The 21,753-nt window shown below is 69.2% G+C and carries 18 protein-coding genes; 9 read left to right on the top strand and 9 right to left on the bottom strand.

From position 1 onward, the window contains the following. Positions 1-40: 40 nt before the first annotated feature. Entirely contained in the window at positions 41-1,780 is a 1,740-nt protein-coding gene (locus ACEYYH_RS06155) for an FAD-dependent oxidoreductase (protein ID WP_374977368.1), read from the top strand. A 73-nt stretch (positions 1,781-1,853) separates the two neighbouring features. Continuing rightward, positions 1,854-3,392, top strand: a complete 1,539-nt coding sequence (gene glpK, locus ACEYYH_RS06160; protein WP_374977369.1) for a glycerol kinase GlpK — start codon at positions 1,854-1,856, stop codon at positions 3,390-3,392. A gap of 1 nt (position 3,393) precedes the next feature. Here the strand turns inward: glpK and ACEYYH_RS06165 are convergent, their stop codons facing one another. Both ACEYYH_RS06165 and ACEYYH_RS06170 read right to left on the bottom strand, forming a co-directional pair. After that, positions 3,394-4,254: an Fpg/Nei family DNA glycosylase gene (locus ACEYYH_RS06165; protein WP_374977370.1), complete on the bottom strand. Its 861-nt coding sequence runs from the start codon at positions 4,252-4,254 to the stop codon at positions 3,394-3,396. Positions 4,255-4,341: 87 nt separating this feature from the next. Beyond that, positions 4,342-4,908 carry a GNAT family N-acetyltransferase gene (locus tag ACEYYH_RS06170; RefSeq protein ID WP_374977371.1) on the bottom strand — a complete coding sequence of 189 codons (567 nt, stop codon included), beginning with the start codon at positions 4,906-4,908 and terminating at the stop codon, positions 4,342-4,344. A 241-nt stretch (positions 4,909-5,149) separates the two neighbouring features. On the opposite strand from ACEYYH_RS06170, the gene ACEYYH_RS06175 reads away from it, so the two are divergent. Further along, the gene (locus ACEYYH_RS06175; RefSeq protein WP_374977372.1) at positions 5,150-6,055 is read left to right on the top strand and encodes an endonuclease domain-containing protein; all 906 of its coding nucleotides are present in this window, start codon (positions 5,150-5,152) and stop codon (positions 6,053-6,055) included. A gap of 302 nt (positions 6,056-6,357) precedes the next feature. On the opposite strand, the gene trpS is transcribed toward ACEYYH_RS06175, so the two are convergent. The 7 genes from trpS to sdhC all read right to left on the bottom strand — a co-directional run bounded on the left by trpS (position 6,358) and on the right by sdhC (position 13,283). Next, positions 6,358-7,365 carry a tryptophan--tRNA ligase gene (trpS, locus tag ACEYYH_RS06180; protein ID WP_374977373.1) on the bottom strand — a complete coding sequence of 336 codons (1,008 nt, stop codon included), beginning with the start codon at positions 7,363-7,365 and terminating at the stop codon, positions 6,358-6,360. A gap of 30 nt (positions 7,366-7,395) precedes the next feature. Continuing rightward, positions 7,396-8,262: an exodeoxyribonuclease III gene (locus tag ACEYYH_RS06185; RefSeq protein ID WP_374977374.1), complete on the bottom strand. Its 867-nt coding sequence runs from the start codon at positions 8,260-8,262 to the stop codon at positions 7,396-7,398. A gap of 40 nt (positions 8,263-8,302) precedes the next feature. Beyond that, positions 8,303-9,658 carry a YihY/virulence factor BrkB family protein gene (locus ACEYYH_RS06190; protein ID WP_374977375.1) on the bottom strand — a complete coding sequence of 452 codons (1,356 nt, stop codon included), beginning with the start codon at positions 9,656-9,658 and terminating at the stop codon, positions 8,303-8,305. A 76-nt stretch (positions 9,659-9,734) separates the two neighbouring features. Beyond that, entirely contained in the window at positions 9,735-10,535 is an 801-nt protein-coding gene (locus ACEYYH_RS06195) for a succinate dehydrogenase iron-sulfur subunit (protein ID WP_374977376.1), read from the bottom strand. Then, positions 10,535-12,358 (bottom strand): succinate dehydrogenase flavoprotein subunit, encoded by a 1,824-nt coding sequence (sdhA, locus tag ACEYYH_RS06200; RefSeq protein ID WP_374977377.1) that lies wholly within the window; start codon positions 12,356-12,358, stop codon positions 10,535-10,537. The genes ACEYYH_RS06195 and sdhA overlap by 1 nt, the downstream gene beginning before the upstream one ends. 44 nt (positions 12,359-12,402) lie before the next feature. Next, a complete protein-coding gene (locus tag ACEYYH_RS06205) occupies positions 12,403-12,852 on the bottom strand; it encodes a succinate dehydrogenase hydrophobic membrane anchor subunit (RefSeq protein ID WP_116194102.1) in 450 nt (149 codons plus the stop codon). After that, positions 12,852-13,283: a succinate dehydrogenase, cytochrome b556 subunit gene (gene sdhC / locus ACEYYH_RS06210; protein WP_082497100.1), complete on the bottom strand. Its 432-nt coding sequence runs from the start codon at positions 13,281-13,283 to the stop codon at positions 12,852-12,854. The genes ACEYYH_RS06205 and sdhC overlap by 1 nt, the downstream gene beginning before the upstream one ends. A gap of 397 nt (positions 13,284-13,680) precedes the next feature. Here sdhC and ACEYYH_RS06215 point away from each other — a divergent pair, with 397 nt between their 5' ends. From ACEYYH_RS06215 to ACEYYH_RS06240, 6 genes are all read left to right on the top strand, one after another. Continuing rightward, the gene (locus ACEYYH_RS06215) at positions 13,681-14,844 is read left to right on the top strand and encodes an endo-1,4-beta-xylanase (protein ID WP_374977378.1); all 1,164 of its coding nucleotides are present in this window, start codon (positions 13,681-13,683) and stop codon (positions 14,842-14,844) included. A gap of 101 nt (positions 14,845-14,945) precedes the next feature. After that, the gene (locus ACEYYH_RS06220; RefSeq protein WP_374977379.1) at positions 14,946-16,061 is read left to right on the top strand and encodes a mannose-1-phosphate guanylyltransferase; all 1,116 of its coding nucleotides are present in this window, start codon (positions 14,946-14,948) and stop codon (positions 16,059-16,061) included. A gap of 179 nt (positions 16,062-16,240) precedes the next feature. After that, positions 16,241-17,386: a BMP family protein gene (locus ACEYYH_RS06225; protein WP_374977380.1), complete on the top strand. Its 1,146-nt coding sequence runs from the start codon at positions 16,241-16,243 to the stop codon at positions 17,384-17,386. A gap of 113 nt (positions 17,387-17,499) precedes the next feature. Next, the gene (locus tag ACEYYH_RS06230; RefSeq protein ID WP_374977381.1) at positions 17,500-19,014 is read left to right on the top strand and encodes an ABC transporter ATP-binding protein; all 1,515 of its coding nucleotides are present in this window, start codon (positions 17,500-17,502) and stop codon (positions 19,012-19,014) included. Continuing rightward, positions 19,011-20,378 carry an ABC transporter permease gene (locus ACEYYH_RS06235; RefSeq protein ID WP_374977382.1) on the top strand — a complete coding sequence of 456 codons (1,368 nt, stop codon included), beginning with the start codon at positions 19,011-19,013 and terminating at the stop codon, positions 20,376-20,378. The genes ACEYYH_RS06230 and ACEYYH_RS06235 overlap by 4 nt, the downstream gene beginning before the upstream one ends. Beyond that, complete coding sequence (locus tag ACEYYH_RS06240; protein WP_374977383.1) at positions 20,375-21,661, top strand: ABC transporter permease; 1,287 nt, start codon at positions 20,375-20,377, stop codon at positions 21,659-21,661. Before ACEYYH_RS06235 ends, ACEYYH_RS06240 begins: the two co-directional genes overlap by 4 nt. The last annotated feature ends 92 nt before the right edge of the window (positions 21,662-21,753 follow it).

Here is a 21,753-nt window from a genome sequence, read left to right on the forward strand (position 1 = left end):
CGTCCAGCGGTGCCATGATGGGACTGCGGACAGCACGACGATGGGGGATGCGATGGCGGCGCGGGCTGCGGAACGAGGATGGGCGACGCTCGCGGGGCGGCCCTACGCCGACGTACTGATCATCGGCGGCGGCATCAACGGCCTCGCGACCTTCCGCGACCTCGCGGTGCAGGGCGTGGATGTGGCGCTCGTCGAGCGCAACGACTTCATCAGCGGGGCGTCGGCTGCCTCGTCGCACATGATCCACGGCGGCATCCGCTACCTCGAGAACGGTGAGTTCCGCCTCGTGCATGAGGCCGTGACCGAGCGCAACGCGCTGCTGCGCACCGCCCCGCACTACGTCAGGCCGCTGCAGACCACCATCCCGATCTTCTCGACGTTCTCAGGAGTGCTCTCGGCGCCGCTGAAATTCCTGCGCCACGGCGGCGGCGCGCACCACGAACGCGGCGCCGCGCTCATCAAGATCGGGCTCGTCATCTACGACTCGTTCTCTCGCGGCGGCGGCGTCTTCGGCAAGGGCTCGGTGCCGCGGCACACCTTCCACGGGCGCAAGCGCTCGCTCGCACAGCTGCCGCGGCTGAACCCCGACGTCAAGTACACCGCGACCTACTGGGATGCGTCCCTCCACGACCCCGAGCGCCTCGCGATCGATGTGCTGCGTGACGGCCGGGCGGCCGGTGGCGACCGAGCCCGTGCCGCGAACTACACCGCGGCCGTCGGTGTCGACGATGGACGGGTCGTCCTGCGCGACACCCTGACCGGCGAGGAGACGCGCTTCTCAGCATCCGTCGTCGTGAACGCCAGCGGCCCGTGGACCGACCTCACCAACCTCGCCCTCGGCGACCCGACCCGGTACATGGGCGGCACCAAGGGCTCGCATGTCGTGCTCGACCACCCCGAACTGCTCGCGGCGACGGGCGGACGGGAACTGTTCTTCGAGAACGAGGACGGCCGCATCGTCCTCATCTACCCGCTGAAGGGACGCGTGCTCGTCGGCACCACCGACCTTGAGCACGACATGGCCGATCCGATCGTGTGCACCGAGGCGGAGGTCGACTACTTCATCGAGCTCATCGGCCAGGTGCTGCCGACGATTCCGGTCGAGCGCGGGCAGATCGTCTACCGGTTCGCCGGCGTGCGGCCGCTCCCCGGCCACGACGACGTCTCGCCCGGGTTCGTCTCGCGCGACTACCGCGTCGAGTCCGCGCCGCTGGTCGGCGGGGATGCCACGGTCCTGAGCCTCATCGGCGGCAAGTGGACCACCTTCCGCGCGTCGGCTGAGCACCTCGCCGACCGCGCCCTCGCGCTGCTGGCGCGGCCGCGTCGCAGCTCGACCCGGGGAGTGCCCATCGGCGGCGGCCGCGGCTACCCGATGACCGAGCGCACGCGGCAGCAGTGGATCTCGGCCCATGCCGCCGCGGTGCCGGCCGCCCGTGTCGCGATGCTGCTCGACCGCTACGGCACGGTGGCCGCCGCGGTCGTCGACGCGATCGCGACGGATGCCGACGACGCGCTGCTCGAGCATCTGCCCGGGTACAGCTCGGGCGAGCTGCGGCACCTCGCGGCGACGGAGGACGTCGCGCACCTCGACGACCTCCTGCTGCGGCGCACGTCGATCGCCTTCGTGGGCGCCGCGACGGCGGACGCGGTCGCCGAGGCGGCGTCGGCGGTGGCGCCGCTGCTCGGGTGGGATGCCGCGCGCACGGCCCTGGAGGTGGGGCGCGCGCTGGAGCGGATCCACGCCGCGGACCCGTCCTGGATCCCCGCCGCCGCGCGATAGCCTGACCGCACGCGCGCTCGGCGCGCGGCCGACCCGCGCGGGCGATGTCGCCCGGCGAGCAAGGAGACTTTCGTTGCCCGAACACGTGCTGTCCATCGATCAGGGCACGACCTCGACGCGCGCCATCGTGTTCGACGCTGCCGGCGCCGTCGTTGCGGTGTCTCAGCGGGAACACGAGCAGATCTTCCCCCGGGCCGGACGCGTGGAGCACGACCCGGTGGAGATCTGGACCAACGCCGAGTGGGTCATCGCCTCGTGTCTCTCTCGCGCCGGGCTCGCAGCATCCGAAGTCGCCGCGATCGGTGTCACGAACCAGCGCGAGACGGCGATCGTCTGGGAGAAGAGCACCGGGCGCCCCGTGCACAACGCGCTCGTGTGGCAGGACACCCGCACGCAGCCGCGCATCGACGAACTGGCGAGCGAGGGCGGCGCGGACCGGTTCGCCGAGGCGACCGGTCTGCCGCTGGCGACGTACTTCTCGGCCTCGAAGGTCGCGTGGATCCTTGACAACGTCGACGGCGCGCGAGCAGCCGCCGAAGCGGGGGAGCTGCTGTTCGGCACGCCCGACACGTGGGTGGTGTGGAATCTCACGGGCGGTGCGCGCGGCGGTATCCACGTCACGGACGTCACCAATGCGTCGCGCACGCTCCTGATGGACCTGCGGACCCTCGATTGGTCTGACGAGCTGCTCGCCGTGTGGGGCATTCCGCGGGCGATGATGCCCGAGATCCGCTCCTCGTCCGAGGTCGTCGGGCACTCCTCGCTCCCGTCGGTGCTCGATGGGGTGCCGATCGCCGGGATCCTCGGCGATCAGCAGGCGGCGACCTTCGGCCAGGCCGCGTTCGACGCCGGCGAGTCGAAGAACACCTACGGCACCGGGAACTTCCTCCTCGTGAACACCGGGACCGAGATCGTGAGGTCCGGCAGCGGTCTCATCACCACCGTCGGCTACCGGATCGGGGATGAGCCCGCCCGCTACGCCCTCGAAGGGTCGATCGCGGTGACCGGATCGCTCGTGCAGTGGCTGCGCGACAACCTCGGCATCATCCAGCGCTCGGAAGACGTCGAGACCCTGGCGGCGAGCGTCGACGACAACGGCGGCGCCTACTTCGTGCCGGCGTTCTCGGGGCTGTTCGCGCCGTACTGGCGCCCCGACGCGCGCGGCGCGCTCGTCGGCCTCACCCGGTACGTCAATAAGGCGCACATCGCGCGCGCGGCGCTCGAGTCGACCGCGTTCCAGACGCGCGACGTCATCGACGCGGTGGTCGCCGACACCGGCCGCACGCTCGACGAGCTGCGTGTCGACGGCGGCATGACCCGCGACGACCTGCTCATGCAGTTCCAGGCCGACATCCTCGGCATCCCCGTCGTGCGGCCGAAGGTCGTTGAGACGACTGCCCTCGGCGCCGCCTACGCCGCCGGTCTCGCGTCCGGCGTGTGGGGCGACCTCGACGAGCTGCGCGCGCACTGGCAGGAGGACGTCCGCTTCGAACCGCGGATGCCAGACGACGAGCGCGAGCGCCGCTACCGGCAGTGGCGCAAAGCGGTGTCGAAGTCGCTCGACTGGGTCGACGACGATGCGCGGGTGCTCATGGGCACGACGGGCGACTGACCTACTTCAGGAGGCGGGACAGGCGCCGGTCGGCGAGGATCTTCCCGCCGGTCTGGCAGGTGGGGCAGTACTCGAGCGAGTTGTCGGCGAAGAAGACGCTCCGCACCTCGTCGCCGCAGACGGGGCAGGTCGAGCCCCGACGCCCGTGGACCTGCATGCCGCGGCGCTTGGCGTCCTTCAGTTCGGCCGGTGGCTTTCCGGATGCCTCGGCGACAGCATCCGTCAATGTCAGGGTCATCGCGTCGAACAGGCGCGTGATGTCGTCGTCGGAGAGCGAGGAGGCGAGTGCGTACGGCGACATCTTCGCCGCGTGGAGGATCTCGTCGGAGTAGGCGTTGCCGACGCCCGCGATGATCGTCTGGTCGCGCAGCACGCCCTTGATCTGCGTGCGGCGGCCGGCGAGGAGGTCGGCGAAGGTGTCGCGGGTGAAGGAGGCGTCGAGAGGATCGGGGCCGAGCCGGGCGACACCGGGCACGTCGGAGGGGTCGCGCACGACGTAGTACGCGAGCGACTTCTTCGTGCCGGCCTCGGTGAGGTCGAACCCGGCGCCGTCGGAGAGCGCGACCCGCAGCGCGATGGGCGTCTTGCCGGGGCGGATGATCGTCTTCGGCAGCTCGTCGTACCACCGAAGCCACCCGGCCTTGGCGAGGTGGAACACGAGGTGCGGGCCGGTCGTGGCGAGGTCGATGAACTTGCCGTGGCGTGCGGCGCCGGTGATCTCCTGCCCGTGGAGGGCGTCGATGGGCGGGTCGTAGGTCTTCAGCGCGGCGATGTTCGCGACGGTCGCCCGCGTGATCTGCACGCCGGTCAGCCGCTCGCCGAGGAAGTCGACGAGTCCCTGCACCTCGGGCATCTCGGGCATGCGCTCATCCTGCCATGCCGCGGCGACACGCGGGCCGGTCGTCGGCGGTCGGGACGACGCTGCCTCGCAACCTGAGCGGGTCGGTCGTCAGTCCTCGAGGACAGGCCAGGGCTGCGGCATCCGTTCGTCCGTCTTGAGGAGTGCTGCGATCCAGCCGTCGTCGCGATGCTTCGCGCTGACGAGCGCCTGGCGCAGGGTGCCCTCGAAGCGGAAGCCCAGGGCGCGGGCGACCCGAGCCGATGCCTCGTTACCCACGACGGCACGCCACTCGATACGCGTAAGGGCCGCTCCCTCGGACGAGAACGCCCAGTCGATCACGGCGTTCGCCGCTTCGCGGAGGCGCCCGCCGCCGCGCTGATCCGGGGCGACCCAGTACCCGATCTCGCCGTTGCCCTGACCGTCGAGGCGGTAGAAACCGATGGTGCCGACGAGGGTCGCGCCGTCGCGGATCACCCACGTGCGGTGCAGCTCGCCCGCCCATTGCTCGGCGACCGCGACGATGAACTTCTCGGCGTCCTCGCGCGCGTACGGAGACGGCACCCGCGTGTACCGCTGGATGTCGGGGTCCTGGCACGCTGCGTAGACGGCGTCGACGTCCGCCGCGCGCGGCACCGACAGCTCGAGGCGCGCGGTGCGCAGGGTCACGGGCTCCATCCGCCCACCCTATGCGGCCGCGGGCGGAGCGGCGGCCGAGCGTCTGCAGCGTCCGTGCGAACCCCCCCGGTTCGCAACTCAGGATGGTTGCCCCCCGTGCAGCCCGGATGCGCCTGGACGAGGCATCCATCCTGAGTTACGAACGCGACCCTTTCTCCCCAGCGGACGGGCCGAAGTGCTTGTCCACAGATCCCGCCGTCGCCGGACTGTTCGGGGGGTTGCCTCCGGGAAGGTCTGAAGCGTGTGGGACACTCATCGAACCCGGGCCGACCTGTTCGCCGACGGCCTGTCCGGTCGCCAGATCACCGCAGCTGTCAGGGCAGGTGAGCTTATCCGGGCACGGCGTGACCGCTACCTGCCTCCTGAGACTCCGGACGAGGTCGTCCGTGCGGTGCGAGTGGGTGGGCGGCTCACTTGTCTATCGCTGCTGCGGCTGCATGAGATCTTCGTGTTGACGAACAGCCGACTCCACGTGCAGCTGCCGCCGCGAATGAGCCGCATGCGGTCACCGCATGACCGCTCCCGCCGGCTCAACCTGGCGAAGCTTCATGGGACGCGGCTCCACTGGCTCGCGCCGCGCGAGGACGACGGCGCCGCCACCTGCGCGAGCGTCGTGGTGGCACTCGCCCACGCCGTTCTCTGCCAGGCGCCGCGCGCCGCGATCGCCTCGATCGACAGTGCTGTGAACAAGGGCCTCGTGCGGACCGAGGACATCGCGACCATCTTCCACCTGCTTCCCGCCAAGTACGAGGTGATGCGCCCGCTGATCGACGGGAGGGCTCAGTCAGGGCCGGAAACACTCGTTCGCCTGATGCTTCTCGGACTGGGGTGCGTGGTCGATCTGCAAGTCGAGTTCGACGGCGTCGGCTTCGTGGACATCGTCGCCGACGGCTGGCTCGTGGTGGAGTGCGACAGCAAGCAGCATCACGCCGACTGGGACCAGCAGGTGAAGGACTACACGCGTGACCTCCAGCTCGCGCAGCGCGGATTCGCAGTGCTGCGCTTGACCGCGAAGGACATCATGGAGCGCCCGGAAGAAGTGCTGGCAGCGCTGCGGGGGCTGGTCTTCGCTGGTGGGCGCCCGTCTTCCCATGCGCGCGGTACCGGCGCCAAGAGACGGAGCTCTCGATCGCGGAGTCGTTCGTAACTCAGGATGGATGCGGCTGGAGGTGCGGTGTCGCTGGCTTTGCGTGCGTTGATCCTGAGTTGTGCACCGGGCGGCGGGGTGCGGCCGGGCGGCGGGCAGGACGGTGCCCGGGGCGGGGGCGTGTCGCGAGGGTGTTCGTAGCTCAGGATTGATGCAGCTTGAGGGGCTGTTTCGCTGGCTTTGCGCGCGTTGATCCTGAGCTGCGCGTCGGGCGGCGGGAGCTTGTCGCGTCGGGCTCGGGCGATGAGACGGAGACTGGGCGGGTTGGATGCTGCGGCCCGGGGCCAGCATCCGCTCCGGGGTCAGCGGGAGCGGCGGAGGAGGCCGACCTTGTCGTAGACGTCGGCGAGGGTGCGGTTCGCGACCTCTTCGGCCTTGCCGGCGTTCACCGCGAGGACGCGGTCGAGCTCGGCGGGGTCGGAGAGCAGCTCCAGCGCCCGCGAGCGCACCGGGCCGAACTCGTTCACCACGACTTCGGCGAGGCCCTTCTTGAAGTCGCCGTAGCCGCGGCCCGCGTACTCGTCCTCGATGGACGGGATCTGGCGGCCGGTCAGGGCCGCGTAGATCACCAGCAGGTTCGAGACGCCGGGCTTGGCCTCACGGTCGTAGCGCACCGAGCCCTCGGAGTCGGTGACGGCGCGCATGATCTTCTTCGCCGAGACCGCCGGGTCATCGAGCAGCCACAGCACCCCGGCGTCCGTCTCGGCCGACTTCGACATCTTCGCGGTGGGGTTCTGCAGGTCGTAGATGCGGGCCGTCTCCTGCTGGATGACCGGCATCGGCACCTTGAACGTCTCGCCGAAGCGGCTGTTGAACCGCTCGGCCAGGTCGCGGGTCAGCTCGACGTGCTGCTTCTGGTCGTCGCCCACCGGCACGATGTCGGTCTGGTACAGCAGGATGTCGGCGGCCATCAGCACCGGGTATGTGAACAGTCCGACCGAGGTCGCGTCCGAGCCGTAGCGCGAGGACTTGTCTTTGAACTGCGTCATGCGCCCGGCCTCGCCGAAGCCCGTGATCGTCGACAGGATCCACGCCAGCTCGGGGTGCGCGGGCACGTGCGACTGCACGTACAGCGTCGACTTCGAGGGCTCGATGCCGGCGGCGATGTACTGCGCGGCGGTGCGGCGCGTCTTCTCGCGGAGGTGCTCAGGGTCCTGGGCGACGGTGATCGCGTGCAGGTCGACCACCGAGAAGAACGCGTCGTACGACTCCTGCAGGTCGCGCCACTGCATGAGAGCCCCGATGTAGTTGCCGATCTGAAGGGAGTCGGCGGAGGGCTGCATGCCGGAGTACAGGCGCGATCTGGTCATCCGACAAGTCTATAAAGCGGATGCTGCGCCTCAGCGCCCGATCGAATAGTCGGCGACGACGGGGGAGTGGTCGCTCCAGCGCGTGTCCCACGACGGTGCGCGCACCACCCGGTAGTCGGCGACCCGCTCGCCCAGCTCGGGCGTCGCGAGGTGGTAGTCGATGCGCCACCCGGTGTCGTTGTCGAACGCGCGTCCACGCATCGACCACCACGTGTACGGCCCGTCGACGTCGCCGTGGAAGCGGCGGCCGATGTCGACCCAGCCGAGCCCGGGGCCGGTCGAGCCGTCCGCACCGGCGACCTCCGCGCCCTCTTCTCCGAAGAAGCGGTCGAAGTACGCGCGCTCGCGCGGGAGGAACCCGGCCTTCTTGACGTTGCCCTTCCAGTTGCGGATGTCGAACTCGCGGTGGCCGACGTTGAGGTCGCCCATCACGAGCGCGAGCGGGGATGCGGCCTTGAGCTGTGGCATTCGCCTCTCCATCGCGTCGAGGAAGGCCCACTTCGCGTCCTGCTTGGGAGTATCGGCCTCGCCGGTGTGGACGTAGGCGCTCACGACGATCAGGCGTTCGCCGTCGATGTCGAAGTCGGCCTCGATCCAGCGGCCGGCGCTGTCGAGTACCTCGGCCGCGTCCTCGGCCGCGGGGCCGAGGACGCGGCGCACCTCGACCGAGGGGATGCGGCTGGCCACGGCGACGCCGGCGCGACCCTTGGCGAGGGCCTCGTCGTTCACGATCTCCCAGCCGGGCAGAGCCGCACGCAGTTCGTCTTCGGTCGCACGGACCTCTTGCAGCGCCATCACGTCGATGTCGGCGGCGTCGAGCCACTCGAGCATGCCCTTGCGCGTCGCCGCGCGGATTCCGTTGACGTTGACAGAGGCGATGCGAACACGGCGAGACACGACGGCAAGACTATCCGGGGCCACCGACACCGGAGCGCGCTCAGAGCAGGTCCGACGGCCCGCCGGCCGCCTTCGACGCCTTCCTGCGCTTCTCGGCCTTCGCCTGCTTACCGTTGGCCGCCTTGCCCTGCGTGCCGTTGGTGCCGTTCGCCGGGGCAGGCGCCGTCGGGGCGCCGTGATGGGACGGGTGCGCCGGCGCGGCGGGCGCGGCAGCCTCGACCTGACTGAGCTCTTCTTCGGCGTCGCGCACCGCCCGGTCGGCGACCCACACGCGGTACCAGGGCGCCTGGTCGCGGGCGTCCTGCGCGGTGCGCAGCCGCACGCGTGCGGCCACGAGCAGCGCCGCGTGCTCGGCGGCGACGCGCTCGGCATCGGTCTGCGGCAGCAGCACGACGTCGCGGTCCTTCGCGGCGACGGCGATCCAGGCGGCGGCGACCAGCATGACGATCCCGAGCAGCCGGAACCACAGCAGCATCCCGATGAAGATGGCGAACGTCGCGAGCAGGGGGTTCGAGGGCGTGTAGCTGAGGAGCAGGCCGGCCCCGAGCTGCAGCACCGAGATCCCGAGGCCGCCGAGCATGGCGCCGGGCCAGATGCGGCGCCAGGGCAGCTTCGTTCCGGTGAGGAAGCGGAAGAGTCCGGTGAGCGCCGCCGACGTCACCACGAAGCCGATCAGCAGCGACCCGATGCTCGCGCTGATCTCGGTGAGCGCGCTGGTGTCCTTCCAGCCGAGCAGCGAGAACACCCAGTTCATCGCGAGGGTGCCGACGGTGCTCAGCGCGGCGCCGAGGATCAGCGCGGCGCCGAAGATGAGCGCCGCAAGGAAGTCGCGGGCCTTGAGCAGGAAGTAGCTGCGCCGATCCGGTGGAATGGCGAAGAGCACGCGAACGGCCCGGCGCGAGTACGTCACCCAGTCGATGGCGGTCCAGATCAGCGTGCCGAGCGCGATGATACCCGTCCACCCGAGCACCCCGGTGTTCGACGAGGCGATCGCCTGTACCTGCTCCGGGGTGGCGAGGCCTCCGGAGTCCGCGATGAGTCCGGGGATGTAGACGTTGATCAGATTGATCAGCGCGTCCACCGCCTCCGAGCTCCCACCCAGCCAGATCCCCACGATCGCGAACACGAGGTAGATCGCCGCGAAGCAGGCGAACAGCGCGACGTAGCTGACACCGGCCGCGAGGAGGAACCCGTTCTCGATGAGGAAGTGGCGCCACACCCGCACCGGGAACCACGCCATCGTCGCCTGCGTGAGCCGCGTCGCGCGGCTGATGGGCGCGTCGAACCGCTGGCGGAGGTTGTGCTCCGTCGCCTCCCAGCGCTCCCGGAGCGATTCCTCCTCGCGCTGCGCGGCGTCCGCCGCCGCACGGGCGTCGGGCGGGGGAGTGTGCGTCACGGTTTTCAGATTAGCGACAGACGGATGCCGCATCCCTCAGGGATGCGGCATCCGTCTGCCTGAAAGAGAACGGGGGCTATGCGCGCCCGCGGAGGACCGCCTGCTTGACCTCGGCGATCGCCTTGGTGACCTCGATGCCTCGCGGGCACGCCTCCGTGCAGTTGAAGGTCGTGCGGCAGCGCCACACGCCCTCTTTGTCGTTGAGGATGTCGAGGCGCACGTCGCCCGCGTCGTCGCGCGAGTCGAAGATGAAGCGGTGCGCGTTGACGATCGCGGCCGGCCCGAAGTACTGGCCGTCGGTCCAGAACACGGGGCACGACGAGGTGCACGCGGCGCAGAGGATGCACTTCGTCGTGTCGTCGAAGACCTCGCGGTCGACGATCGACTGGATCCGCTCCTTGCCCTTCTCGGGCGTGGAGTTCGCGATGAGGAACGGCTGCACCTCGCGATACGACGCGAAGAAGGGCTCCATGTCGACGACGAGGTCCTTCTCGAGCGGCAGACCTTTGATCGCCTCGACATAGATCGGCTGCGAGATGTCGAGATCCTTGATGAGCGTCTTGCACGCGAGCCGGTTGCGGCCGTTGATGCGCATCGCATCGGAGCCGCAGATGCCGTGGGCGCACGAGCGGCGGAACGTCAGCGAGCCGTCGACCTCCCACTTGATCTTGTGCAGGGCGTCCAGCACGCGGTCCGTCGAGTACAGCTCGACGTCGTAGTCGACCCAGCGCGGCTCCTCGTCGACCTCGGGGTCGAAGCGCCGGATGATGAAGGTGACGAGGAACGACTGGATGCCCGTGTCGTTCTGGGCCTCTTCGGCCTTGACGGGAGCGTCGGCGTCGGTGCGCTCGATGACATCGGTGACCGAGGTCGCCATCAGTACTTCCTCTCCATCGGCGGGTAGTTCAACTCGCCCTTCTCGTTCTTCGTGAAGACGACGGGTTTCCAGCCCAGGCGGATGTGGTCCTCGGCGTTCGACGAGTGCGGGTCGCCGGACAGGTACGCCATGGTGTGCTGCATGTAGTTGTCGTCGTCGCGCTTCGGGAAGTCATCGCGCATGTGGCCGCCGCGGCTCTCCTGGCGGTTCTTCGCGGTGACGACGACGACCTCGGCGATGTCGAGGAGGAAACCGAGCTCGACGGCCTCGAGCAGGTCGGTGTTGAACCGCTTGCCCTTGTCGTCGACATGCACGTTCTTGTACCGCTCGCGGAGCTCTTCGATCGTGAGGAGCACTTCGCCCAGCGACTCGTCGGTGCGGAACACCTGCGCCTTGCGGTCCATCTCGTCCTGCAGCGTCTTGCGGAGCACGGCGATGCGCTCGGTGCCCTGGTTGTTGCGGAGGCCCTCGATGAGGTTGCGCACCTCGGCGGCGGGGTCCTCGGGGAGCGGCACGAAGTCGGCGGTCTGGACGTATTCGACGGCATTGCGGCCGGCGCGCTTGCCGAACACGTTGATGTCGAGCAGCGAGTTGGTGCCGAGGCGGTTCGACCCGTGCACCGAGACGCACGCGCACTCGCCGGCGGCGTAGAGGCCCGGGACGACGGTCGTGTTGTCCGAGAGGACCTGCGCGTCGTTGTTCGTGGGGATGCCGCCCATCGCGTAGTGCGCGGTCGGCATGACGGGCACCGGCTCGACGACCGGGTCGACGCCCAGGTATGTGCGGGCGAACTCGGTGATGTCGGGGAGCTTCGTCTCGAGGACCTCGGCGCCCAGGTGGGTGCAGTCCAGCAGCACGTAGTCGCGGTGCGGGCCGGCACCGCGTCCCTCGGCCACTTCCTGCACCATGCAGCGGCTGACGATGTCGCGGGGGGCGAGGTCCTTGATGGTCGGCGCGTAGCGCTCCATGAACCGCTCGCCCGAGACGTTGCGGAGGATCGCGCCTTCACCGCGGGCGCCTTCGGTGAGAAGGATGCCGAGCCCGGCGAGGCCGGTCGGGTGGAACTGGAAGAACTCCATGTCCTCCAGCGGCAGACCCTTGCGCCAGATGATGCCGACGCCGTCACCGGTGAGGGTGTGGGCGTTGGACGTCGTCTTGAAGATCTTGCCGAAGCCGCCGGTCGCGAAGATGACGGCCTTCGACTGGAACACGTGCAGGTCGCCCGTGGCGAGCTCGTAGGCGACGACGCCCGCGATCTGCTTGTCCTTGCCCTCGCCGACGGTGATCAGGTCGAGCACGTAGAACTCGTTGAAGAAGTTGATCCCGAGCTTGACGCAGTTCTGGAACAGCGTCTGGAGGATCATGTGGCCGGTGCGGTCGGCGGCGTAGCACGCGCGGCGCACCGGGGTCTTGCCGTGGTCGGCCGTGTGGCCGCCGAAGCGGCGCTGGTCGATCTTGCCCTCGGGCGTGCGGTTGAACGGCAGGCCCATGTTCTCGAGGTCGATGACCGCGTCGATGGCTTCCTTCGCGAGGATCTCGGCCGCGTCCTGGTCGACGAGGTAGTCGCCGCCCTTGACGGTGTCGAAGGTGTGCCACTCCCAGGAGTCCTCTTCGACGTTGGCCAGGGCCGCCGCCATGCCGCCCTGCGCCGCGCCGGTGTGCGAGCGGGTGGGGTACAGCTTCGTGATGACGGCCGTCTTCGCCCCGGGGCCCGCCTCGATGGCGGCGCGCATGCCGGCGCCGCCGGCGCCCACGATGACGATGTCGAACTGGTGGTAGTGGACGCCGTCCTTGACGTAGCTGTCGGTGGTCTCAGTGCTCACGCTGTGTGCTTTCGATGGTCGATGCTCGGGGGTCGCCCGAACGCTTAGGCGCAGATTCCGATGATGACGTCGGACGCGGTCTCGGGGTCGAAGCCGATGCACGGGTCGAACGTGAAGACGACGAGCGTGCCGAGAACGATGAGGAACGCGGCCGCGAGGCCGAGCGCCCAGACCAGCACCCGGCGCGTGCCGGCGTGGGTCACGTAGTCGTTGACGATCGTGCGCATGCCGTTCGCGCCGTGGATCAGCGCGAGCCACAGCATGAGGACGTCCCACCACTGCCAGAACGGCGTGGCGTACTTGCCGGCGACGAACGCGAAGTCGATGCCGTGGATGCCCTCGCCGACCATCAGGTTCACGAAGAGGTGGCCGAAGATGAGGACCACGAGCAGCACGCCGGAGGCGCGCATGTAGACCCAGCCCCACTTCTCGAGGTTGGCGCCCCGGCGACGGACGGCGGCGCGCGGTGCGCGCGGATCGGCGATGGCGGTCATCAGTGGCCCCCTCCCGGAGCGAAGGCGAGCATGAGGTGGCGCGGGACGAAGCCGAGCATCGTCACGGCCCAGAGGCCGAGCACGCCCCACCACAGCTGGCGCTGGTGGCGGGTGGCCCACGACCACATGTCGACCAGGATGATGCGCAGGCCGTTGTACGCGTGGTACGCGATGGCGCCGACCAGGGCGACCTCGCCCAGGGCCATCACCGGGTTCTTGTACGTGCCGATCACCGCGTCGTAGGCCTCGGGCGATACTCGGATGAGCGCCGTGTCGAGGATGTGGACGAGCAGGAAGAAGAAGATGGCGACGCCGGTGATGCGATGCAGCACCCACGACCACATGCCTTCGTTCCCGCGGTACAGCGTGCCGCGGGGAACTCGGGAGGTGGTCTCGGATACCGACGGTGTGACGCGTGCTGGTGCAGACACGTCCGTCCTCCTTGGATCGAAACACGATGGGGCTGGCCTCGGACTGTGAGGACGTCCCCCGAAGAGGGCCCGGGGCTTCGGCCATCGGCGTCACGCGGGCGCTGCGACCATCCTATTCCCGCATTTCGCGCAGGGGCGACGAAGGCCACCCTTACGGCACCTCCTTCCGGAGGGATCTTCGCGTCCGCAAAGAACCGCCGTTCTTGCGACGCGCGGGGGCCCAGTCGCGAACCAGGCGGCTCTCCGGGACCGCCGAGAGACGTACAAGCGCGCGGATCATGGAAAACCGCTCGAAACTCTTTGCCCGCTCGGAGAGACGCGCCTAGCTTTTGTTGGGCAACGAAACATATGCCTCACCGATGCGGCATATGCACGACGACGATGTCAGGAGTAATCCATGCGCCGATCGATCCGATCGCTCTTGGTGGCCACCGCCGCCGCAGCCCTGGTTCTGCCGCTCTGCGCCGCCACCGCGGCGAACGCCGCGCCCCCGGGATTCAGCCACGCCGACAAGGACGCCCTGCGAAATCAGGCACCGCGCGACCTCGCCATCGGCAGCGCCGTCTGGGGTGAGCGGGACCTCCTCCAGTACGACCGCAAGGCGCCCACCGAATACCAGCAGGTCCTCAGCGCGCAGTTCTCATCGCTCACGCCGGAGAACGACATGAAGTGGGACGCCGTCCACCCCGCTCCCGGCGTCTACGACTTCGAGTCCGCCGACGCGCTGGTCGCCTTCGCCGAGGCGAACCACCAGCAGGTCCGCGGCCACACCCTGCTCTGGCACAGCCAGAACCCGGCGTGGGTGAGCGAGGCGAGCCAGACCTGGACATGCGATGAGGCGCGCGCCGTCCTCGAGGACCACGTCCGGACGGTGGTCGGTCACTTCAAGGGTCGGATCTACGAGTGGGATGTCGCGAACGAGATCTTCCAGGACACCTGGGACGCGGGCGGCGTGCGTCTGCGCACGGAAGCCAATCCGTTCCTCAGGGCTTGCGCCGCGGACCCGGTCGCGCTCCTCGAGGACGCCTTCCGGTGGGCGCACGAGGCCGACCCTGACGCCGTCCTGTTCCTGAACGATTACAACGCGGAGGGGATCAACCAGAAGACCGACGCCTACTACGAGCTCGCGCAGCGCATGCTCGCCGACGGCGTCCCGCTCGGTGGATTCGGTGCGCAGGGCCATCTGAGTCTGCTGTACGGCTTCGACACGTCCATCCAGGCGAACTTCGAACGCTTCGCCGCGCTGGGGTTGAAGGTGGCCGTGACGGAGGCGGACGTGCGCATCCCGCTGCAGCCGGGAGAGACGGGACCCACGCCGGAGCAGGTCGCCGTGCAGGCCGACCGCTACGACGCGATGCTCGAGGCGTGCCTCAACGTGACCGCGTGCTCCTCCTTCACCGTGTGGGGCTTCCCGGACGCGAACTCGTGGGTTCCGGACGTCTTCCCCGGCGAGGGCTGGGCGACGATCTTCGAGGACGACTTCTCGCCCAAGCCGGCGTTCGACGCGATGCTGGAGTCACTGCGCGCGGCGACTCCGGGCACCTCTCCGCGGCAAGGCTGAGCGCAACGGCGACGGCGGCGGGCCGGAAGGCTCGCCGCCGTCGTCACGTCCCGGCCACACGCTCGCCATCTCTTCGAAAAGCTGCCCGATAGCCTGGTGCCATGTCCGGACCCATCGACGACTTCTACGCCGTGATCCCCGCCGGCGGCATCGGCAGCCGGCTCTGGCCCCTGTCGCGCGCCGACGCGCCGAAGTTCCTCCACGATCTCACCGGCTCGGGCAACACGCTGCTGCGCGACACCTGGAACCGGCTCGAGCCTCTCGCCGGGGCCGACCGCATCGCGGTCGTGACGGGCCGCGCGCACAGGGCTGCGGTGGAGAAGGAGCTGCCCGGCATCGCCGACAGCAACGTGTTCCTCGAGTCCGAGCCCCGCGATTCGACGGCGGCGATCGGCCTGGCCGCCGCGATCCTCTCGCGCCGCGAACCGGACGTGATCATCGGCTCGTTCGCCGCCGACCATGTCATCCGCGTGCCGCAGCTGTTCGAGTGGGCGGTGAACCAGGCCGTCGCGACCGCGCGCGAGGGCTACATCTGCACCATCGGCATCCAGCCGTCCGAGCCGTCGGTCGGCTTCGGCTACATCAAGAAGAGCGACGCCCTCAAGGTCGAGGGGGCGCCGGAGGCGGCGCTCGTCGAGAGCTTCGTCGAGAAGCCCGACCTCGAGACGGCGAAGGAGTACTTCGCCGATCGCAACTACCTGTGGAACGCGGGCATGTTCATCGCGCGCGCCGACGTCCTGCTCGGCGAGATCGCCGAGAACGAGCCTCAGCTCTATGCGGGCCTCATGGACCTCGCCGAGGCCTGGGACGACCGCGACCAGCGCGGACCGGTGGTCGACCGGGTCTGGCCGACGCTCAAGAAGATCGCGATCGACTACACGGTGGCCGAGCCCGCCGCCGCGAAGGGGCGCCTCGCCGTCATCCCCGGGCACTTCGACTGGGACGATGTGGGGGACTTCGCCAGCCTGGCCAAACTCAACTCCCACGGCCGCAAGAACGACCTCGCCATCCTCGGCGAGAACGCCCGCATCCTCTCCGACGCCGCCAGCGGCATCGTCGTCAGCCAGACCCGGCGCGTCATCAGCCTCATCGGCGTGCGCGACATCGTCGTCGTCGACACCGAGGACGCCCTGCTGGTCACCACGAGCGAGCACGCGCAGCGCGTCAAGGGCGTCGTCGACGCCCTCAAGCTCAGCGGGCGCGGCGAAGTTCTGTGAAAACGGATGCTGCGGCCCGCGGCATCCGTTTTCCCTGATCGTCTGCTCATCTGAGCGGGATATTGCGTCTTTGTAACCTTTCGCGAACGGGGCCACGCGGAGCATGCAACCGCGCCGTCACAGTGGGTAACTTTATGCAGTCCCCGTGACGGACGCGGGGGAACGTAGTGGAGGCTGAGTTGACCATCTCACGCACCAAGAAGCTCGTCGGCGTCACCGTCGCCGCGGGCATGCTGATCGCCCTCGCCGGCTGCGGCTCCGCCCCTGAGGAGACGGACCCCACGGGAGACGCCGGAGACGTCGTCGAGGGCTTCACCCCCTGCCTCGTGTCGGACGACGGCGGCTTCAACGACAAGTCGTTCAACCAGTCCGCCCTCGAAGGCATGGAGCGCGCCGCCGACGAGCTCGGTGTCGAGGCCATCGAGGTCGAGTCCAGCTCGGCCAATGACTACGCCCCGAACCTCGAGAACCTGATCGCCGAGGGCTGCACCTTCATCGTCTCGGTCGGCTTCAAGCTCTCCGCCGACACGATCACCTCGGCGACGGCGAACCCCGACGTCAGCTACGCGATCATCGACGACTGGGCGGACAACACCGGCGCCACGGACGACGACGGCAACGACATCGGCGACGGCACCACCGATGCGCCGAACATCAAGCCCCTCATGTTCGACACGGTCCAGGCCGCGTACCTCGGCGGCTACGCCGCGGCGGCGTGGTCGGCGCAGGCTGGCGTCAACAAGGTCGGCACCTTCGGCGGCATCCCGATCCCGCCCGTGACGATCTTCATGGACGGCTTCGTCGACGGCGTCGAGAAGTACAACGAGGACAAGGGCGCCGCGGTCGAGACCTACGGCTGGGACGTCGCCGCGCAGGACGGCTCGTTCACCGGTGGCTTCGCCGCCAACGACACCGCCAAGCAGACCGCGCAGGGCATCCTCGACCAGGGTGTCGACGTGATCCTCCCGGTCGGCGGCCCGATCTACCAGAGCGCGCGTGACGCGATCACCGACGCCGGCAGCGGCACGGTCATGCTCGGCGTCGACTCCGACCTCGCGGTCGCCGACCCCTCGGTCGCCGACATGGTGCTGGTCTCGATCATGAAGCGCATCGACGAGGCCGTCTACCAGGCGACCATGGAGGCGTCGACGGGTGACTTCGACGTCACGCCGTACGTCGGCACGCTCGAGAACGAGGGTGTCGGCCTGTCGGGCTTCGGCTCGTTCGAGTCAGAGCTGCCGGAGGGCCTGCTCGACGAGCTCGCCGCCCTGCAGGAGCAGATCATCTCGGGCGACCTCGAGGTGACCTCGCCCAGCTCGCCGTAAGGCAGCAGGAATCAGCGGAACGCGGCCGGGTGGACGACTCCACCCGGCCGCGTTCTTCCCCGTCGCCATCGGATGGATGGCGCGGCGGCCGACAGCATATATAGGGTGCACATATGAAGCTCGAGCTCCGTGGGATCACGAAGCGTTTCGGGTCCCTCGTCGCGAACGACCACATCGACCTCGTGGTCCAGCCGGGTGAGATCCATGCCCTTCTCGGCGAGAACGGCGCCGGCAAATCCACACTCATGAACGTGCTCTACGGCCTGTACCAGGCCGACGAGGGCGAGATCCTCCTGGACGACGCGGTCCAGCACTTCCGAGGCCCCGGCGACGCGATGAACGCGGGCATCGGCATGGTGCACCAGCACTTCATGCTGATCCCGGTCTTCACCGTGGCCGAGAACGTCATGCTGGGCCACGAGGACACCAAGGCGCTCGGCGCACTCGACCTCGCCAAAGCCCGCCAGCACGTGCGCGCCGTCGCCGACCGGTTCGGGTTCGAGGTCGATCCCGACGCCGTCGTCGGCGACCTCCCCGTGGGGGTGCAGCAGCGTGTCGAGATCATCAAGGCGCTGTCGCGCGACGCGAAGGTGCTCGTGTTCGACGAGCCCACCGCGGTGCTCACGCCGCAGGAGACCGACGAGCTGATGACGATCATGAAGCAGCTGCGGGACGAGGGCACGTCGATCGTGTTCATCACCCACAAGCTGCGCGAGGTCCGCGCCGTCGCCGACCGCATCACCGTCATCCGGCTCGGCAAGGTCGTCGGCGAGGCGTCGCCGACCGCGTCCAACGCGGAGCTCGCGTCGCTGATGGTCGGTCGCGCGGTCGAGCTGACCGTCCACAAGGACCCGCCCCAGCGCGGCGAGGGCGGCCTCGAGGTGCGCGACCTCCGTGTCGTCACCGCGAACGGGACCGTCGTCGTGGACGACGTGAGTTTCGACGTCCGCCCCGGCGAGATCCTCGCCGTCGCCGGAGTCCAGGGCAACGGCCAGACCGAGCTCATCGAGGCGATGGTCGGTCTCGGGGAGCGCGTGAGCGGGTCGATCGAGCTCGGCGGCGTCGAGCTCGTCGGCAAGAGCGTGCGCAGCATCCTCGACGAGGGCGTCGGGTTCGTGCCCGAGGACCGCACCGAGGACGGCCTCGTCGGCACTTTCACGGTCGCCGAGAATCTCATCCTCGATCGATCGGGCGACAAGGCCTTCGTCACGGGCGGGACGATCCGCCGCGGGGTGCTCGACGACTTCGCCAAGGCGCGCATCACGGAGTACGACATCCGGACGCAGGGTCCCGATGTCCCCGCGGGGACGCTCTCCGGCGGAAACCAGCAGAAGGTCGTGATCGCCCGCGAGATGAGCCGCGAGCTGAAGCTGCTCGTCGCGGCGCAGCCGACGCGCGGCGTCGACGTCGGCTCCATCGAGTTCATCCACAAGCGCATCGTCGAGACACGGGATGCCGGCATCCCGGTCGTCGTCGTCTCCACCGAGCTCGACGAGGTCGCGGCGCTCGCAGACCGCATCGCGGTGATGTACCGCGGTGCGATCGTCGGCATCGTGCCCGGCGACACCCCCCGTGACGTTCTCGGCCTGATGATGGCCGGCGAGAAGCCAGAGGAGGCCGTCGCGTGAACGACCAGAACCCCGCCTCGGGCGCAGACCCGCTCAAGGGCCTGCCCGCAGAGCAGCTTCCGCCCGTGTCGGGTCCGCTCACAGGTTCGCCCGACCTCCCGGCGCCCACGCCCGAAGCTCCCGGTGCCGTCGACGGCGAGGTGCCCGCGCCGCCACGCCAGAACGTCTTCATCAAGGAGCTGCTGCGCAGCAACTGGGTCACCACGGTGCTCGCGATCGTCGTCGCGATGGTCGTCGGCGGGATCCTCATGGCCCTCACCGACGAGGACGTCCAGGCGGCGTCCGGCTACTTCTTCGCGCGACCCGGCGACACTCTCGGCGCGATCTGGAACGCGGTGTACGGCGGGTACGAGGCGCTCTTCCGCGGGGCGATCTACAACCCCCGCGCGAACGACTTCGCGACGCAGATCCGGCCGCTCACCAACACGCTCGGCTTCGCCGCCCCGCTGATCGCCGCGGGCCTCGGCGTGGCGCTGGCGTTCCGCGTGGGCCTGTTCAACATCGGCGGTCGTGGCCAGATCCTCATCGCGTGCGCGACCGCGGCGCTGTTCACGTTCAACCTGAACCTGCCCTTGTTCCTTCAGCTGCCTCTCACCCTCGCGGCCGGCATCGCCGGCGGTGCGATCTGGGGTGGCATCGTCGGTGTGCTGAAAGCCCGCACCGGCGCGCACGAGGTCATCCTCACGATCATGCTCAACTACGTCGCGTTCTACCTCGTGACGTGGATGGTGCGGACGCCCGGCATCCTGCAGCGTCCGGCCGGCGACCAGCCCATCTCGGCCGCGACGCCCGCGAACGCGCAGTTCCCCGACCTGATCGGGCCTCGCTTCCCGCTGCTGGACTGGGGCTTCGTGATCGTGATCGCCGCCACGGTGTTCGTGTGGTGGCTCGTCGAGCGCTCGAGCCTCGGCTTCCGCCTGCGCGCGGTCGGCGAGAACCCGCACGCCGCGCGCGCGTCCGGCATCTCGGTGCAGCGCATGTACATCTACGCCATGCTCTTCGCCGGTGGCCTGGCGGGCCTCGCCGGCATGAACCAGATCCAGGGCTCGGTCACCACCGGGTTCGACGGGCTCATCGACGCGGGCATCGGCTTCGACGCGATCACCGTCGCCCTCCTCGGCCGCAGCCGGGCGTGGGGCGTCTTCGCGGCCGGCATCCTGTTCGGCGCCCTCAAGGCCGGCTCCTTCACGATGCAGGCGTCGCAGGGGATCCCGGTCGACATCGTCCTGGTCGTGCAGTCGCTCATCGTCCTGTTCATCGCGGCCCCGCCGCTCATCCGCACGATCTTCTTCCTGCCGAAGACCGATGCCGAGAAGGCTGCCAAGGCGCGAGCCAAGGCCGCGAAGAAGGCGGTGTCCGCATGACCTCGCTCGCACCCGCACCCGCGTCCGACGGGACGATCCAGCTCGCCACCGTGAAGGTGCGCCACTTCAAGCTGCCGGTGACGCTCGCGATCGCGACGGTGCTCCTCGCGCTGCTGTTCCTGCTCGTGCCGCGCAACGGCGTCAGCACGTTCCGCCTGGGCGACCCGGGGTCGTCCATCGCGCTGCCCAACATCAGCGTTCCGACGGCGCTCACGTGCTGGATCGTGGTCGCGCTGCTCGTGCTCCTGACGCTGTGGGCGTTCTGGGACGCGATGTCGTACCGCCGCACGGGCATCTGGCTGCCGATCGTGTTCGGCCTCCTCGCCGTTTTCGCATTCCTGGTGTGGGCGTCGGCGGGCGGGCTCGTGCCCGTCACCGGACTGCTGTTCGGCGCGCTGTCGCTCTCGGTTCCGCTGATCTTCGGTGCCCTCGGCGGCGTCATCGGCGAGCGGGTGGGCGTCGTCAACGTCGCGATCGAGGGCCAGTTCCTCTTCGGCGCCTTCAGCGCGGCGCTGCTGGCGAGCATCACGCACAATCCCTTCGTCGGCCTCGTCGGCGCGATGATCGGCGGTGTGCTGGTCGCATTCGTGCTCGCCGCGTTCTCGATCAAGTACCTGGTCGACCAGGTCATCGTCGGTGTCGTGCTCAACGTGCTCGTGACGGGCCTCACCGGCTTCCTCTACGGCGCTCTGCTGGTGCCGAACGAGGCGGAGCTGAACCGCCCCGTCCGCTTCACGCGCTGGGAGATCCCCGTCCTCAGCGAGATCCCGATCATCGGACCGGTGCTGTTCAACCAGACCTTCATCGTCTACCTCATGTACGCCACGGTCGCGCTCGTCGCGTGGGGCCTCTACCGCACCCGCTGGGGCCTGCGCCTGCGCGCGGTCGGCGAGCACCCGCAGGCGGCCGACACCGTCGGCATCAAGGTCAACACGAGCCGGTTCTGGAACGTCTCGCTCGCGGGCGCGATCGCCGGCATCGGTGGTGCGTACTTCACCCTGGTCTCGGTGGGCCAGTTCACGAAGGAGATGACAGCGGGCCTCGGCTTCATCGCCCTCGCCGCGGTGATCTTCGGCCGCTGGGATCCCATCCGTGCGACTCTCGCCGCGCTGCTGTTCGGCTTCGCGACGAACCTGCAGAACCTGCTGACGGTGCTGCGGACGCCGATCCCCAGCGAGTTCATGCTGATGCTGCCGTACGTCGTCACGATCATCGCCGTCGCCGGCTTCGCGGGGCAGATACGCGGCCCCGCGGCGGCGGGCAAACCGTACATCAAGGGGTGACGCGGGTGCCTGCAGTGCCGATGAGGGCCGACGGATGCCGGGACGCGGCATCCGTCGACCCTCCTGATACCCGAACCGACGCGAACGGAGCG

It is taken from the genome of Microbacterium trichothecenolyticum (assembly GCF_041938625.1).
Classification (GTDB): domain Bacteria; phylum Actinomycetota; class Actinomycetes; order Actinomycetales; family Microbacteriaceae; genus Microbacterium; species Microbacterium trichothecenolyticum_D.

What these genes read in the sequence shown, in the direction of transcription:
- ACEYYH_RS06155 (WP_374977368.1), top strand. Translation starts at nt 41, where the DNA reads ATGGGGGATGCGATGGCGGCGCGGGCTGCGGAACGAGGATGGGCGACG.
- ACEYYH_RS06165 (WP_374977370.1), bottom strand. Translation starts at nt 4,254, where the DNA reads ATGCCCGAGATGCCCGAGGTGCAGGGACTCGTCGACTTCCTCGGCGAG.
- ACEYYH_RS06170 (WP_374977371.1), bottom strand. Translation starts at nt 4,908, where the DNA reads ATGGAGCCCGTGACCCTGCGCACCGCGCGCCTCGAGCTGTCGGTGCCG.
- trpS (WP_374977373.1), bottom strand. Translation starts at nt 7,365, where the DNA reads ATGACCAGATCGCGCCTGTACTCCGGCATGCAGCCCTCCGCCGACTCC.
- ACEYYH_RS06195 (WP_374977376.1), bottom strand. Translation starts at nt 10,535, where the DNA reads ATGGCGACCTCGGTCACCGATGTCATCGAGCGCACCGACGCCGACGCT.
- ACEYYH_RS06205 (WP_116194102.1), bottom strand. Translation starts at nt 12,852, where the DNA reads ATGACCGCCATCGCCGATCCGCGCGCACCGCGCGCCGCCGTCCGTCGC.
- ACEYYH_RS06215 (WP_374977378.1), top strand. Translation starts at nt 13,681, where the DNA reads ATGCGCCGATCGATCCGATCGCTCTTGGTGGCCACCGCCGCCGCAGCC.
- ACEYYH_RS06220 (WP_374977379.1), top strand. Translation starts at nt 14,946, where the DNA reads ATGTCCGGACCCATCGACGACTTCTACGCCGTGATCCCCGCCGGCGGC.
- ACEYYH_RS06230 (WP_374977381.1), top strand. Translation starts at nt 17,500, where the DNA reads ATGAAGCTCGAGCTCCGTGGGATCACGAAGCGTTTCGGGTCCCTCGTC.
- ACEYYH_RS06240 (WP_374977383.1), top strand. Translation starts at nt 20,375, where the DNA reads ATGACCTCGCTCGCACCCGCACCCGCGTCCGACGGGACGATCCAGCTC.